Source organism: Bradyrhizobium sp. MOS002 (assembly GCF_003020115.1).
Taxonomy (GTDB): domain Bacteria; phylum Pseudomonadota; class Alphaproteobacteria; order Rhizobiales; family Xanthobacteraceae; genus Bradyrhizobium.
The window spans coordinates 117129-131944 of sequence record NZ_PYFX01000012.1 but is presented as its reverse complement, the minus strand read 5'-3'; the positions used below and the strand labels follow the sequence as shown (position 1 = coordinate 131944).

The following is a 14816-nucleotide window of genomic DNA, read 5'->3' as shown; positions in this document are numbered from 1 at the left end:
TCCACCGACGCCAGCGTATCCGTTGCGTTCCGCACAAAGCGAAGGCCCGTCGCGGTCGAAGCGACGGGCCTTGCAGGGGTGATGGGGTGCTCGGTAACCGAGCCGGTGTCCAGTCCGGCGTGTTACTGCGACAGCTTGACGAAGCTCGGAAACTTCAGCTTGCCCTCCGCGATCTTCTCGGGCCAGACCACGACCTGCTTGGAGTCCTGCCACTGGAACACCAGACCGGATACGGTCGTGGGACCGGACTTGATGCCGTGGGTAAACTCGTCGTCCTTGCCGTAGAACTGGATGCGGCCGATCGTGCCCTCGTAGTCGGTCTTTTCGAGTTCAGTGACCATCTTGTCGGGATCGGTCGAGCCCGCACGCTTGATCGCCTCCGTGATGAAGTAGACCTCGTCATAGGCGGTGTAGCCTGTATAGGCCGGCGGCGAGCCGAACTTGGCCTTGAAGGCGGCCGCGAACGGTTTCGTCTTGGAGGTCACGGCGACGTCGGGCGTTGCCACCGCCAGCGAGGGGACACCGTCGGCCGCGCCATTGGTGTCCTTCCAGAAGGTCGGGCTCAGCGCCTGCGCGCTGATGCCGAACATCGGGATCGGAACCTGCTGGTTCTTCCACTGCACGGTCGGCTGCACCCCGACATGAGAGATGCCGGTGACGATCACGTCCGGCTTCTTGCCCTCGATATTGTTGAAGATCGGCGTGAAGTCGGTGGTGTCAGGCGAGAAGCGGACGTGCTCCACGACCTTGAGACCCGCTTTCGGAAGACAGGCCTCGTAGCCGACGTCGAGCGGCTTGGTCCAGGCGGCGTCCTCGCTCATGATCGCGACCGTCTTGAACTTGAGCTTGTCGACCAGGAGATCCTTGGCGGCGTCGCAGACGAGCTGGGCTTGCGCCGCCGAGGTCAGATAGCCGTGGAAGGTGTACTTGTTCTTCTCGTAGTCGTTGTGGATTGCCTTGGTGATCTCGTTCGAGGCGGCACCGGGGGTGATCAGCGGCATCTTCAGCCGCGCCGCCCAGGGCTCGAGCGCCAGCACGACCTCGCTGATATAGCTCGCGATCACGGCGGAGACCTTGTCCTCGCTCACCGCGCGCTGGAACGCACGCACCGAGTCGGCCGATGAGCTCTTGTTGTCGTAGGTCACGATCTCGATCTTGCGGCCGAGAATGCCACCCTTGGCGTTGATCTCGTCGGCGGCGATCTGCGCGCCGCCGGGCGTCGCGGCCCCCGCGATCGACTGCACTTCGGCGATGACGCCGATTTTGATCGGGTCGTTCGACTGCGCGTAGGCGGGAGCAGCGAGGCACAGCGCCAGCGCGGAGGCGAGGAGGAAGCTGCCGCTCAAATTCGTCGATGGTCGCATGGTCGTTTCCCTTTGCTTGTTTTGTTATTGATATGCGCGAACTAGAGAAAATCGGCGCCGGCTTCCGCGGCGAAGCGACCGGGATCGCCCTCCCAGACGATCCTTGCGTGCTCGAGCACATAGACGCGGTCGGCATGTGGAAGGGCGAAGGTCACGTTCTGCTCGCCGAGCAGCACCGTGATCGACGTCGTCTGCCGCAGCCTCGTCAATGCCTTGGAGAGGAGTTCGAGGATGACGGGGGCGAGGCCCAGCGTTGGCTCGTCCAGGATCAGGATCTGCGGCTGCATCATCAGCGCGCGGCCGATCGCAAGCATCTGCTGCTCGCCGCCGGAGAGCGTTTGCGCCATCTGGCCCTGGCGCTCTTTCAGGATCGGGAACAGCTCGAACAGCCAGGCGAGCTGTGCGGCGCGCTTGTCGTCGGCCAGATGTTGCCCGCCGAGGTCGAGGTTCTCCCGCACGCTCATCTCGCCGAACAGCTCGCGCGATTCCGGGCATTGCACCAGACCGCTGCGGGCGATCTTCGCCGGCGTCGTGCCGCGCAGCTTCTCGCCGTTGCGCACGATTTCGCCGGTATAAGGCAGGAAGCCGGAGATGGTGTTGAACAGCGTGGTCTTGCCGGCGCCGTTGAGGCCGACGATCGAGACGAACTCGCCCTCGTGGACGTGGATCGAGACGTTCTCCAGCGCCTGCGCCTTGCCGTAGAACACGCTGACATTCTCGACCTGGAGCAGCGGCACCTTGTCCTTGAAGCTGGTCTCGGGCCGGGCGTGGGTCTCGATGGCGCCGCCGAGATAGACCCGCCGCACCGTCTCGTTCTTCATGACGTCCTCGGCCTTGCCGGTGACGATCTCCTCGCCGAGATACATCGCGAGCACGCGGTCGACCAGCGCCGCGACGCTCTTGACGTTGTGGTCGACCAGCATCACCGCACGGCCCTCGTCGCGAAAGCTGCGGATAAGGTCGGAGAAGATTTCGACCTCGGCCCGCGTCAGCCCGGCAAAGGGCTCGTCCACCAGCACGACCTTGGGGTCGCGCGCGATCGCCTTGGCGAGCTCGAGCCGGCGCAGGTCGGCGAAGGGCAGCGTCGGCGGGCGGCGGTTCATCACGGAGCCTAAGCCCACGCGGTCGGCGATCCATTTGGCGCGCTCGAGCAGCGCCTTGTCCGGAAACAGCATGAACAGGCTGTCCGGCAGCAGCGCGACCATGATGTTCTCCAGCACGGTCTGCCGGTTCAGCGGCCGCGAATGCTGGAACACCATGCCAAAGCCCTTGCGCGCGATCTTGTGCGCGGGAAGGCCGGCGACGTTCTCGCCTTCGAAGATCACCTCGCCGGCGGTCGGGCGCTCAATGCCCATCACGCTCTTCATCGCGGTCGACTTGCCCGATCCATTCGGCCCGATCAGGCCAAAAATCTCGCCGCTATTGACCTCGAAGCCGAGGTTCTTCACTGCCGTCAATCCGCCGAAGCGCTTGGTCAGGCCGCGGACTTCGAGAACGGCCCTGTTTGAAGTTCGCATATCCATCACGAACGCGCCTCGCGCGAGAGGGCCGCTCCGAGGAAGCCGCCGGGGAAGAACAGCACGACGAGCAGCGCGACGGCCGAAACGATGAAGGTCGCGAGCTCTCCGGTGGGCCTGAGGAACTCGCCGGCGACGATCAGGAAGATCGCGCCGAGCGCCGCGCCAAGCACGGTGCGCCGGCCGCCGAGCACGGCCGAGACGATCACGTTGACGCCGACCGCGACGTCGACGACGGTGCCGACCGAGGCAGTGCCGAAATAGAACACCAGCAGCGCGCCTGACAGCCCCGAGAAGAACGCGCTGACGATGAAGGCGGCGAGCTTGTGCTTGACGATGTTGAAGCCGAGCGCACCGGCCTGCACCGGATCCTGGCCGCTGGCTTGCAGCACCAGTCCGATCGGCGATTGCGACAGGCCATAAAGAATGGCCGCCGAGATCGTCATGAAGCCGAGCGCGATCCAGTAATTGGCGCCGGCGTTGATGGTGATGACGTCGGGGATGGTCAGGCCGATCTCGCCGCCGGTGAGGTCGGCAAACACCACGATGAAATTCTGCAGCATCAGCACTGCGACCAGCGTGGTCAGGCCGAAATACGGTCCGCGCACCCGGAGCGCGGGTAGCGCCAGCACGAGACCGGCGATGACGGAGGCGAGCGCGCCGAGCACGATGCAAGCGTAAACCGACCAGCCGAACTGGGCATTCAGGATGCCGGCGGTATAGGCGCCGACGCCGATCAGGAATGTCGGCCCGAAATTGACCTCGCCGGCGAAGCCGAACAGCAGGTCCCACGCCATCGCGAACACGCCGAAATAGAAGGCGACGGTGAGGAGCCCGAGCACGTAGCCGGAGACGTAGAGCGGCAGCGTCGCCGCGATGATGACGAGCGCGAGCGAGATGAAGAACAGGCGGGTCGTAAAGAAGCTGGCCATCTCAGCGCCTCCCCAGAAGGCCCTGGGGCCGGATGTACATCACGAACACGAGCAGCAGCAGCGCCGGAATGGTGCGGTAGGCCGGCGAGATCAGATAGGCCGTGAGCGTTTCGAGATAGCCGACAACGAAGGCCGCGATCAGCGAGCCGGAGACGCTGCCGAGGCCACCGAGCACGACGATCGAGAACGCGCTCGCGGTCAGCGGTCCGACGCTGTAGGAGCTGACGCCGAGGAACATTCCGAGCAGCACGCCGGCGATGCCTGCGAGAATGCCGTAGATCGCCCACACCACGACGTAGATGTTGGTCAGCTCGAGGCCGAGCAGGGTGACGCCGCGCGGGTTCATCGAGGCCGCCAGCACGGCCTTGCCGGTGCGGGTGCGGTTCACCAGCAGCCACAGCAGCGCGATGACGAAGCAGCACACGATCGCGGTAAAGATCTCGTTCCTGGGCGTGCGGACGCCGAGGATCTCGACCACGCCCTCGACGATCGGAAGCACGGTCTTGGCGTTGTTGGTGAAAAAATAGGCGATCACCTCCTGGATCATGATCCCCCACAGCAGTGTGCCGGTGAGGACGAATATCTCCTTCTCTTCATTCGGGATGCGCCGGGAGTCCTGGATCGGCTTCACCACCGCGAAATAGGTGGCGAAGGATGTGAGGAGGGCGACCCCGACGCCGAACAGTGCGCCGGCATAGGTGCCGACATTCAGGATGCTGGCGGCGGCCCAGGCCGCCACCGCTGCCGCCACCATGATGGCCCCGTGGGAGAGGTTGAGGACGCCGGAGACGCCGAAGATCAGCGTGAAGCCGGTGGCACCGAGAGCATAGAGAGCGCTGATGGCAAAGCCATCGATCAGAATCTGGAAAGCACGCATCTAGGGTTGGCAATCTGATTTATGAGAGACGATGTTGCTGGAGCAACGTGCTGCGGGAGCCGCATGGGGAAGCTCCCGGGCGCTGGTCCCGGGAGCGTGTCCTTCTAGTTCGAGAGCTTGATGAAGCTCGGGAACTTGATGTCGACCTTGGCCACGTCCTTGGGCCAGACCGCGCTCTGCTTGCCGCCCTGCCATTGCAGCATCAGCCCGGTGATCAAACCCTTGCCGTATTTGATCGAGTGCGTAAACGGATCGTCCTTGCCATAGAACTGGACGCGGCCGATCGTGCCTTCCCAGTCGGTCGTCTCGAGCGCGGCGACCAGCTTGTCGGCGTCGGTCGAGCCGGCGCGCTTCACCGCGTCGGCGATGTAGTAGACCTCGTCATAGGCGGTGTAGCCGGCATAGGAGGGATAGTTGCCGAACTTCTTCTTGAAGGCTTCGGCGAACGGCACCGATTTCGGCGTCACCGCGACGCCTGGGCCGGAGACGCCCTGGTAGAGCACGCCTTCCGCCGCCTGATTGGTGTCCTTGCCAAAGGTCTCGTTGGTGGCCTGCGAGGCGATGCCGAACATCGGGATCGGCACCTGCTGGTTCTTCCACTGCACTGTCGGCTGCACGCCGACATGGGAGATGCCGGTGATGATCACGTCGGGCTTGGAGCCCTCGATCTTGTTGAAGATCGGCGTGAAGTCGGTGGTATCGGGCGAGAAGCGGATGTGGTCGAGCACCTTCAGCCCGATCTTGGGCAGGCATTCCTCGTAGCCGATGTCGAGCGGCTTGGTCCAGGCGGCGTCCTCGCTCATGATGACGGCGGTCTTCATGTGCATCTTGTCGACGAGCAGGTCCTTGGCGCCGTCGCAGACTGAGAGCGCCAGCGCGGCGGAGGTCAGATAGCCGTGAAAGGTGTATTTGTTCTTCTCGTAATCGGCATGCACGCTCTTGCTGATCTCGTTGGAAGCGGCACCGGGCGTGACGAACGGCGTCTTCAGCCGCGAGGCCCATGGCTCCAGTGCGAGCACGACTTCGCTGATGTAGCTGGCGATGACCGCGTTGACCTTGTCCTCGTTCACCGCGCGCTGGAACGCGCGCACCGAATCTGCCGAGGACGAGTGATTATCGTAAGAGACGATCTCGATCTTGCGGCCGTCGACGCCGCCATTGGCGTTGATCTCGTCGGCGGCGAGCTGTGCCGCCTGGGGGATGGAGGCGCCGGCAATCGCCTGCGCTTCCGCAATTACGCCGATCCTGATCGGGTCAGCCGCAAGTGCCGCGCCTGACGTCATCAACACAGCGGCCGCGGCGGTACCGAGTGCTATTCGCAACGCAACAGAGAGCGGTTTCTTCATCTTGTTCTCTCCCTTCGACAGGCCTCTTATGAGCCATTATGTCGCGACTATACCGGCGGAGACATTCTCGGCAAGTGAAACCGCGTTCAGGATTGTGAGGCACGGACTAAAGTCTAGCGCTGCGCAAATAGCGGGCAGGAAAGCTGTCAGACCCGTTTCACGCGCAGGCATGCAGATTTCGCCGGTGGGCATGCGCCGCTGTCGCAGGCGCGCACAACGACGGTCGATAAGCAGCTATGGTTCAGCGCGCTTGCAGCAGCGAAGGATCAAGCGGCTGGAGCCGAGCGGGATCAAATGGTGAGATATCCACCTCGCGCGTCGCGCCCTCCGCGATCAGTTGCGCCATGGCCTCGCCGGTGGCGGGCGCATTCAGGATGCCCCACACATTGTGGCCTGTCGCAACATAAAGACCTTCACTTTTCGGCACCTTGCCGATCAGCGGCAGGCCGTCCTGTGTCACGGGACGAAAGCAGGCCTGCCGCGCGATGATCCTCTCGGCGCGGAACAGCGGCGACAGCCGCTCGGACATGGTTTGCAGGCGCGCGATGGCGTCGTGGTCCGGCGTCACGGCGGCCGGATCGAGCGGAAGCGGTGCGATGTCGGAGAGAGCGGTGATATGCGTGCTGCCGTCGGCGCGAGGAAAGACCTCGATCGACACGGCACCGCCATTCTCCTCATAATCCAGGAACAGCGCATCGGCCGGCGCATCCGTGCCGGTGTCGTAGACGATGCTCGGGCTGCGCTGGCCGTAGACGGCGGGCAGGCTCATCCATTGCGCGGCGAGCAGCGACCATGGTCCCATCGTGATCACGACGGCGTCCGCCTCGACGATGCGGCCGTCGACCTCGACACCCGTCGCGGTCGTGCCGTCCGCATCGCGCATGATGCCGGTCACGTGGCCGCTGCGAAGCTCGGCGCCTTGCGCGAGCGTCGCGTTCATCACGGCTGAGGTGAATTTTTTGGGGTGAACGATCGCAGTGGTCTCCACCGTGCCGATGCGCTGGGCGATGATGACGCCGTCGCTGAGCCAGCCGAGCGCGGACGGCGCATCGCGGCGCGGATGGCCGTCGGCAGCAACGAAGCCGCTGTAAGCGGTCATCGGGCGATAGCCCCAATCGCCTGCGATCTCTTCCGGCAGTTGCGCATGGATCGCAAAGCTCCGTCGCGCCAGCGCATCGAGCGGTGAGCCCTCGCACCAATCGCGCGCGAGGAAGCCGCCCGCCTTGCCTGACGCGGCGGCCGCCACCTCGGTTCGTTCCACGACGATGACATCGATGCCGTGACGTCGAAGAAACCAGGCGGTGCAGGCGCCGATCACGCCGCCGCCGCAGATCACAACGCGCATGATTCTCCCTTACACAATGAAATCCTTCGCATGGAGATCCGCGGTATGGACCCCCTCCAGCGTGATCGTGTCGGTCGCCGTCAGATGGATCATCGCGTTTCCTGTGCTGTCATCACTGATCAGGCCTTTCAGCGCCGCCCAGTCTGCGAAGCCGTAATCGTGCAAATTGATCAAATCATGCTCTCGCGCCGTGCTGCCGACAGCCTTGTTACCCTCGTCGAAATCGTTGATCACGTCGAGGCCCGAGCCCTGGTTGAAGACGAATCTGTCGTCGTTCGGTCCGCCCCAGAGCTGGTCATTTCCGCCACCGCCATTCAGCATGTCCTTGCCGCCCGTGATCGAGCCGGCTGTGAACGGGGCGTAGGTCTGTGCATCGCCATACAGCCAATCGTCGCGGTTGCTGCCGAGGAGGATATCATCTCCGCCATGCGCGTTGCCTGACATGTTCGAGGCATCTCCCACGAGCACGATGGACGTGGAGTCCGGGTTGCCGTTGACAGCCGCGATCAGGATATCGTTGCCGCCACGGGTATCGTCGCTCATGTAGCCTGCGTCTCCGACCAGGGACGCGCCGCCGGATTGGGCCGCGGCACCGACGGTGTAGATCAGGATGTCGTTGCCGCCGCGCGCATCGCCGCTCATGGACACGAGGGCCTCGCCCGATATCGAAGCGCCGCCGTAAATGCCGACCTGGGTCACGCTGAGGATATCATTGCCGCCTTGCGCATGATCGCTCATCGAACTGCCGGAGTCTCCGCTGAACGCGCCGGACGATCTGTTTCCCATCGATGCAATGACGACGTCATTGCCGCCTTTCGTGTCGGCTGACATGGCGGTTTCGGCATCGCCAAAAACACCGAGTGTCGCGTAGATCGATGTCGATGCATCGACGTAAAATACATCGTTGCCGCCACGGGCGTGGCCGGACATCGCCTGCGCATCGCCGTCGACGAACACGTAATCGCCGAAGCCCGTGACGGTCGCAGCGAGATGGTCGTTTCCTCCGTGAGAATGTCCTTGCAGGCCCTGGTCGTCGCCAACGAATGTCAGGACCGCGTTGCTCCCGTCGACGGTCGCGATCATCTTGTCGCTTCCGCCGCGGCCGTCGTTCGGCAGGCCCGGGTCTCCGAACTCAGTGACGAATTGCTGGGTCCCAACGCTGACGATGATGGTGTCGTTTGGCATACGGCGCATCGCGCAACTCCCGGTTCAAGTCGGGCGCGGGAACGAAGAGCATCATGTCTTCGCGCCGCGCTGCGGCCTTGCCGCGCGATTCAATCTTCGTTGGATTGATGGCGGAGATTTGCCCGGGGCATAGCTTGATTGCGATCAGGGAACCGCGGGCGCCGGCGGTCCACGCCGACGCCCGTGCTTGTGGTCTCTCGCGCGGGCTCAGCCCGGGCCTGCGCCCTGCGTGGCCGTGTACACCGCATAGAGCGACTGGCTCGCGGCCATGAACAGGCGGTTGCGCTTGGGGCCGCCGAAGCAGACGTTGCCGCACACTTCGGGCAGCCGGATGCGGCCGAGCAGCTTGCCGTCCGGCGACCAGGTCGTCACGCCGCTGTAGCCGACGGCACGGCCGGCGTTGCTAGACGCCCAGACGTTGCCGTTGACGTCGCAGCGCACGCCGTCCGGCCCGCACTTCACGCCGTCGATCACGCACTCGCTGAACCGCTTGTGGTTGGTGAGCTTGTTGTCGGCGCCGACGTCGAACACGAAGATCTCGCCCTTGCCGCCGGGCCCGGTGTCGCCGGGTCCCTTGCCGGTTGACACGACGTAGAGCTTCTTGAAGTCCGGCGAGAAACACAGCCCGTTCGGATCTGGCACCTGCTCCTCGGTGACGACGAGATCGACACGGCCGCTAGGGTCGATGCGATAGCAATTGGTCGGCAGCTCGCGCTTGCCCGGTGCGAAGCCGGCCGGCTGTCCAATCCGCGGATTGAGCTTGCCACTGGTGTTGCTCGGACCGCCCGCGGCGTCGGGCTCGCCTTCGTAGAGCTGGCCGCCATAGGGCGGATCGGTAAACCAGTAGCTGCCGTCAGGATGCGCGACGACGTCGTTCGGCGAGTTCAGCTTCTTGCCGTTGTAGTTGTCGCAAAGCACGGTCGCGGTGCCGTCATGTTCATAACGCGTGACCCGCCGGGTCAAATGTTCGCAAGAGAGCTGGCGGCCCTGAAAGTCGAACGAGTTGCCATTGGAGTTGTTGGACGGCGATCGGAACACGCTGACGCGACCGTCGTCTTCGCTCCAGCGCATCTGCCTGTTGTTGGGAATGTCGCTCCAGAGCAGATAGCGGCCCTGTGCACTCCATGCCGGGCCTTCAGCCCACAGCACGCCGGTATAGAGACGCTTGATCGCCGTGTTGGGCTGCGCGAGATCGTTGAAGGACGGATCGACCGCGATCACGTCGGGGTCCCAGAAATAGGTGGTCGGCGCGCCGTTGGGACCGAAATCGCGTGGCGGGGTGGTAATCGTCGTCGGCGGCGCGGCAGGTCCGGTCTGGGCCAGCGCGGAGCCGGCGCCGGCCAAAGTGGCGGCGCCGAGCGCAAGCCCCTGAACGAGCGTTCGTCGTGAAAGCGCAGCATCCTGGTCACGCTGCTTTTGGCGTGTCATCGCGTCCTCCCGATCATGTTCGGCTGGCCGGTTGATCCGGCCGAGCAGGGGGAAGGTAGTGCGGTCCGATGACGGTTGCGAGGGGGAGGGCTATCTCGGGCCACTCGAGCATGGCGAAAGCCGAATCTGCATGCTATATCCGCACAACCAGAGGGCGAAGGTCATCCATATATTGCGGTGCCCTCGAGATATTGATGGGGCAACGATACTCATGAAGAGCAAAATCCTTGCTGTCGCAGCACTGGCCGTCGTTTTCGCGGCGGCCGTCGATCCGGCCGCCGGCCAAACTGTTCTATGTGGGGGAATGAAGGCCGATCTCTCTCAGTTGCAGGACGGCGCTCTGTTCTATCGGCCGCATCTGGCGCCCAGGACTGTGGGGTGGACGCAGTTGGCCACTGATCCTTCCATCGACAGCAAGCGGCCCACGGAAGTGGACTTCATCTATGTCGCCCGCGAGAACTGGCTGCCGCAAGGCAGGCCTGGAATGCTCGTGATCAAGAGCGGTCGCATGCTGGGCGCCGACCCCGCCCCGCCAGGGCCGGAAATGGTCGGTCTCAGGCGCATCGAGCCGGCCCGACCCTATCCACGCCCGGAATGCCCAAGGAAATATGTCTTCAAATCCTCCTCGTTCGAGGGACAGGTTCGCGGCGAATCCTATGATAGGTATCATGATAGTGTGTCGCGTATCCCATGGGCCGAAAAATCCGTTATCGAGGGCGGGCTGCATTCCGCCTATGTGGGGCGGCGCGACCAGTGCAAGGAGTCTAATGACCTGACGAGCGACAGCTTTGGCGGCAGGAGCAATCGCGGGCAATTTTCCTTCACAACCGGCGTTGTCGTGGCCCAGTTCAAGAGTCGCTTAATTGCCGCATTGGGGGTATCTCCTTCTTTCGCAGGGGCCTTCAGCAATCGTAACGTAGAGGTACGTCGTTACCAGACTGACGAGAACCGTATCGCATGCGTGGCGTTTACCCTGACGGTTGCCCAGCCGAACTTCTTTGTCAGGATCAATGATCTGGAGCGGGTGACAGGATCTGAACAATTTCCGGTGCGGGGCGACGAATCGCAGTGGAACATGTCCCGGTGATAACTCGCGATTAACGCAATTCGTAGAAGCTGACGGAGTAGCCTTGTTGGATAGGTCGAATAGATGTCCCTTCTTCTGTTGAAAGACGAGACGGCGCAGCCTTCGTCGTCCTACGGACCGAGGGGGCGTAGCGCAGGAACGTTCGATGGCTGGCTGGCCGCCGAACTCTTGGCCGTTTGTCTGCTGTTCGTCGTCGCGAAGACGTTCGCGGCCGAGCACAACGTTTTCCTGATCGATCGCTTCGATATCTGGGCCATTGGCCTCGTTCCGGCCCTGGCGCTGGTCCTGCTCAGCGGGGTTGCGACGCAGCCCGCTTCGCGGATCGCAGCCGCCAGGGTCTACGTCCTGACCTGGCTGCTCACGCTTCTTGCGTTTATTGTTCCCCAAGATCTTCTGGTGGTGCAACCGGTCGAGGACTTTCTGGTCAATCTGCTCGCCGTGACAAGCCGCAACCCCGTCGATGCCCTGCTTGGCTTTGCCTATGCGTTGGTGGGCGTATTGCTGGGTTGCCTCCTGATCGGACGTTCGGCCCGCCGCCTTTACCTGCCGTCGCTGACGACAGTCGCCGCGCTCGTCCTGCTCAATTGGGCGATGCTGTTCGTCTTCGTGTTTTGGTCCCGCTTCGCGGTCTGAGCCGCGGTGGTTATGCTCACAGGCCGGCCACCTGAGCCGGCGGGTGGCTGTCCGAATTGATCCATTTGGCGATCCCTGTTCCCGCGATCATCCTCTCGGCGCATACGAAGCCCAGATTCCGGTAGGCCTCGAACTGGGCCTCGCTGAAGAACTGGTCCTCCGTCCCTTCATGTGGAAAATCCGTGCTGCCAGCGCGGTAGCCGTAGGTTGTGAAGTCGAGCTCCTTGATCAAGGTTGCCTTGATGTAGATGAGGACTCCCTTCTTTGACCCCGCATAGGAAATCTCGCCGATCATGAACGGGGATTGCGCGAATTTCGCGCCTTCCGGATAGCCGGTCAGCGACGCGCTGGGGAGAAGCTGATCCGGTCCTTGCAGATTGGACAGCCGAATCGTCGCGCCAAAATCCTCCTTGACCCGGTTGATGGCCGAAACGAGCGCGGGGAACGCCAGCGTCGGGTCGGCTTCACCGTCGACGACGAGGATCACGCCGACCTCTCGCCTGATCAATTCGTAAATGCCGAGATTCTCGAAGTTCCCGCCGTCGGAGACCTCGATGAACCGGCTGTCCTGCGTCGGCACGCTGAACAATCCCGACGTCAGCATCGGGAAGAGATAGGACGGCGTCTTTCGGCGCCTCAGCATCGTTGGAACATAGGACCGTCGAGGCCCCGGCCGCGCCTGCTTCGGATTTCCGATCCACGCGCCAAGGCGCATGTTCAGGATGGTCATGACGGCCGAGACCAGGCGGTCCCTGGTGAGGCCGGTCCCGATATATCCGGCGTTGGAGTTCACGGCCGCACCGGAGACCGCCATGGCCGTCGCAAGCGTGAGAGGGCCATGGATGTCGCAATAGTCGTTCGTCTTGCGCCAGCCCGTGACGCGCGATCCGACGTAAAGTGGGGAGATGAGGAAGTTGTCGCCGCCGCGCAGCTCAACGCGTCCATCGCTGCTGTCGGTAAGAAAGGCAAATGCATTCACGAGCGGGTAGGGCACGCGTCCCAGGTCCCGCGGCTGTCCAGCCATGCCCCCGGACGATTTGAGATCGCCGACGTTCAGGAGATCGGCCCCCGTCGAAGCGGAGACGCGATTTTGTCTCACGGCCGCCGGCCTCGGCATGAATACTTCCATCAGGCGATCGCGATAAAAGCGATGCAGGCCGACATGGTTGAGGTTGGCGAGCCAGCCGACCAGGATCGCCAGAATGAACACAGGCGGGAAGATCTGTTGAAGCAGGTGTCTCGTGTCAGCGAGCTCGTCGGCGAGGGCCTTCGCGTCGGTCGTCAGTGAGGCTATTGCAAATATCGAGAGCGTGTAGCTGATCGTCAACGTGCCGAGCAGAAAGACGGCGGCGCCGGCGGGTGCGAAGATCTGGCCGGCGAGTCCGGGCATCCAGTTCTTCAGCTTGAGATAGTATCCGTAGAGCGCGGAGATCGCGCCGCTCAGGATCGTGAGCACCGCCCCAACGACATGCCATGAAGAGCCAAGTTTGTCGGCGGAAGCCGAAATCGCATAGAGGGGCAACAGCGGAACAATGCCCAGCACTGCGATGACGACCCAGCGAAGAAACCATCGCCCGAACCACAGTTCGAGATTGCGCCGGAGGCTGTAGCTTCCACTGGGGTCGCTGTCGACGGCGGATCGGCCGACGATCGTGGCGCCGACCAGGCTGAATAGCACCACGAGAACCCAATCCATATCTACGAAATCCGCCAGTTCCTTCCTCGACAGAAGGAAACCTGCAATGACCAAGCAAATCACACCGAGCGCGAGCAGGAGCCAGAAGCCGATTCCTTTTGGCCTCGGCTTTTCTGAAGCTCCGCTGAGCAGGGCGAAAACAAGCGCCACGACGACGAACAGCGCGGCGCCCAGGAGCGCCAGCCAGTGCAGCACAGCGAACAACGTCCGCGGCGCGAGGGCCTCCGCTAAGGCTTGCCGCAGTCTTGCGTCCTTTCTCTTTCCGTCATTCGCCGCCGTGCCACTCCTGTTGACGATGTCGCTCTTGTGCTTGGCATCTTCGATTCCCTTTGTCGCGGGCGTGGCATCGGCGCTGGATGGTTCCGGGCTGGCTGCAGGCGCGGTAGCGGTCTTTCCGTTATCCACCGCCGTTTCATTCTCATTGACGATGTCGCTCTTCTGCTTCACCGCCTCGATCCCCGGTGCGGCAGGCGTCGAATCGGCGCCGGAAGGTCCCAGGTTCGCTGAAGGCGAAGTCTTGGCCGCCGGCTGTTCCGCCTTGGCGACCTCCGGCTTGTCGACGTCCAGCTTGGCGACCTCCCGCCCGGTGAAAAAGCTCGCAAACGGCGAGGAGATCGCGGGATGGGTCTCAGGTCGGCCCGACGTCGCGTTGATGGCTTTATCCACGACATGAAAATCGACGAGCAGGATTAGGAACGTCAGCAGTGTCAGAAGCGGGATCCAGACCACAACGCTGAGCAGGACCGTTCTGAGCACGACTGCCAGAGCCGACCATATGTTGATGCCCTGACCGGGTATCAGATATTTCCCGTGACTTCTGAGGAAGCTCAGCCTCGAGCGCTGCTGTTTGGTTGCAAATGGCGGCGTCTGGTCCGCTCCCACAGATCCAGGCCCATACGGAAAGTTCTCAGGCCCAACGCCGTTTTGTCCCTGGGTCCACCACCATTGCAGCGAAGCGCCGATATAGCCGCCGCCCGACACCGACGAGATGAAATCGAAATGCTTGAGGATATCGTTCCGTGCGAGCGCTTGCAGAACGCCGAGGCTGAAGGTCGCCGACCGGATGCCGCCGCCGGAAAGTGCGAGCCCGGTCCATGGAAATTCCGGCCCGACTCCGCGCCGCGCCATCCGGCCTTCGTTGAGCGCATTCCTTTCAGCTCTTATCAGTTGCGCTTGGGCATCCCGGGTGAAGTATTTCTTTGTCGACAAGTACGACCAATACGCAGCGACGTGCGCACCGTGGTCTTCTGAATTCATGATCGCAATCCGTGCTCGACGAAATAACGAACGTCATTCTCTCAATGATTGTAGCCTGATCAAAATGCAATCCATGTCAAGCTTGATAATGTCGTCCCCAACAAGAGATTGTTGCGTATTGGAACGGCGACGCCGACACGGGAGGCGTT

11 protein-coding genes are annotated in these 14816 nt (G+C 62.9%); 2 read left to right on the top strand and 9 right to left on the bottom strand.

Features of this window, described 5'->3' with window-relative positions; translation table 11 throughout:
* Window positions 1-122: 122 nt before the first annotated feature.
* The 8 genes from C7G41_RS27715 to C7G41_RS27680 all read right to left on the bottom strand — a co-directional run bounded on the left by C7G41_RS27715 (window position 123) and on the right by C7G41_RS27680 (window position 9994).
* A complete protein-coding gene (locus tag C7G41_RS27715) occupies window positions 123-1364 on the bottom strand; it encodes an ABC transporter substrate-binding protein (protein WP_106945502.1) in 1242 nt (413 codons plus the stop codon).
* Window positions 1365-1405: 41 nt separating this feature from the next.
* Window positions 1406-2887, bottom strand: a complete 1482-nt coding sequence (locus C7G41_RS27710) for an ATP-binding cassette domain-containing protein (RefSeq protein ID WP_199198646.1) — start codon at window positions 2885-2887, stop codon at window positions 1406-1408.
* The gene (locus C7G41_RS27705) at window positions 2887-3813 is read right to left on the bottom strand and encodes a branched-chain amino acid ABC transporter permease (RefSeq protein WP_106945500.1); all 927 of its coding nucleotides are present in this window, start codon (window positions 3811-3813) and stop codon (window positions 2887-2889) included. The genes C7G41_RS27710 and C7G41_RS27705 overlap by 1 nt, the downstream gene beginning before the upstream one ends.
* A gap of 1 nt (window position 3814) precedes the next feature.
* Window positions 3815-4690: a branched-chain amino acid ABC transporter permease gene (locus tag C7G41_RS27700; RefSeq protein ID WP_106945499.1), complete on the bottom strand. Its 876-nt coding sequence runs from the start codon at window positions 4688-4690 to the stop codon at window positions 3815-3817.
* 104 nt (window positions 4691-4794) lie between these two features.
* Window positions 4795-6036 carry an ABC transporter substrate-binding protein gene (locus C7G41_RS27695; protein ID WP_106945498.1) on the bottom strand — a complete coding sequence of 414 codons (1242 nt, stop codon included), beginning with the start codon at window positions 6034-6036 and terminating at the stop codon, window positions 4795-4797.
* Between the two features lie 241 nt (window positions 6037-6277).
* The gene (locus C7G41_RS27690; protein ID WP_106945497.1) at window positions 6278-7381 is read right to left on the bottom strand and encodes an FAD-binding oxidoreductase; all 1104 of its coding nucleotides are present in this window, start codon (window positions 7379-7381) and stop codon (window positions 6278-6280) included.
* Window positions 7382-7390: 9 nt separating this feature from the next.
* Window positions 7391-8575, bottom strand: a complete 1185-nt coding sequence (locus tag C7G41_RS27685) for a calcium-binding protein (RefSeq protein ID WP_106945496.1) — start codon at window positions 8573-8575, stop codon at window positions 7391-7393.
* A 198-nt stretch (window positions 8576-8773) separates the two neighbouring features.
* Window positions 8774-9994, bottom strand: coding sequence for an SMP-30/gluconolactonase/LRE family protein (locus C7G41_RS27680; protein WP_106945495.1), 1221 nt, complete (start codon window positions 9992-9994; stop codon window positions 8774-8776).
* A gap of 211 nt (window positions 9995-10205) precedes the next feature.
* Between C7G41_RS27680 and C7G41_RS27675 the strand changes: the two genes are divergently transcribed.
* Together C7G41_RS27675 and C7G41_RS27670 are read left to right on the top strand one after the other, a co-directional pair.
* On the top strand, window positions 10206-11081 hold the full coding sequence (locus C7G41_RS27675) for a hypothetical protein (RefSeq protein WP_146159804.1): 876 nt from the start codon (window positions 10206-10208) through the stop codon (window positions 11079-11081).
* 78 nt (window positions 11082-11159) lie between these two features.
* Window positions 11160-11714, top strand: a complete 555-nt coding sequence (locus C7G41_RS27670; RefSeq protein ID WP_146159803.1) for a hypothetical protein — start codon at window positions 11160-11162, stop codon at window positions 11712-11714.
* A 16-nt stretch (window positions 11715-11730) separates the two neighbouring features.
* On the opposite strand, the gene C7G41_RS27665 is transcribed toward C7G41_RS27670, so the two are convergent.
* Window positions 11731-14667 (bottom strand): patatin-like phospholipase family protein, encoded by a 2937-nt coding sequence (locus C7G41_RS27665; protein WP_106945492.1) that lies wholly within the window; start codon window positions 14665-14667, stop codon window positions 11731-11733.
* Between the last annotated feature and the right edge of the window lie 149 nt (window positions 14668-14816).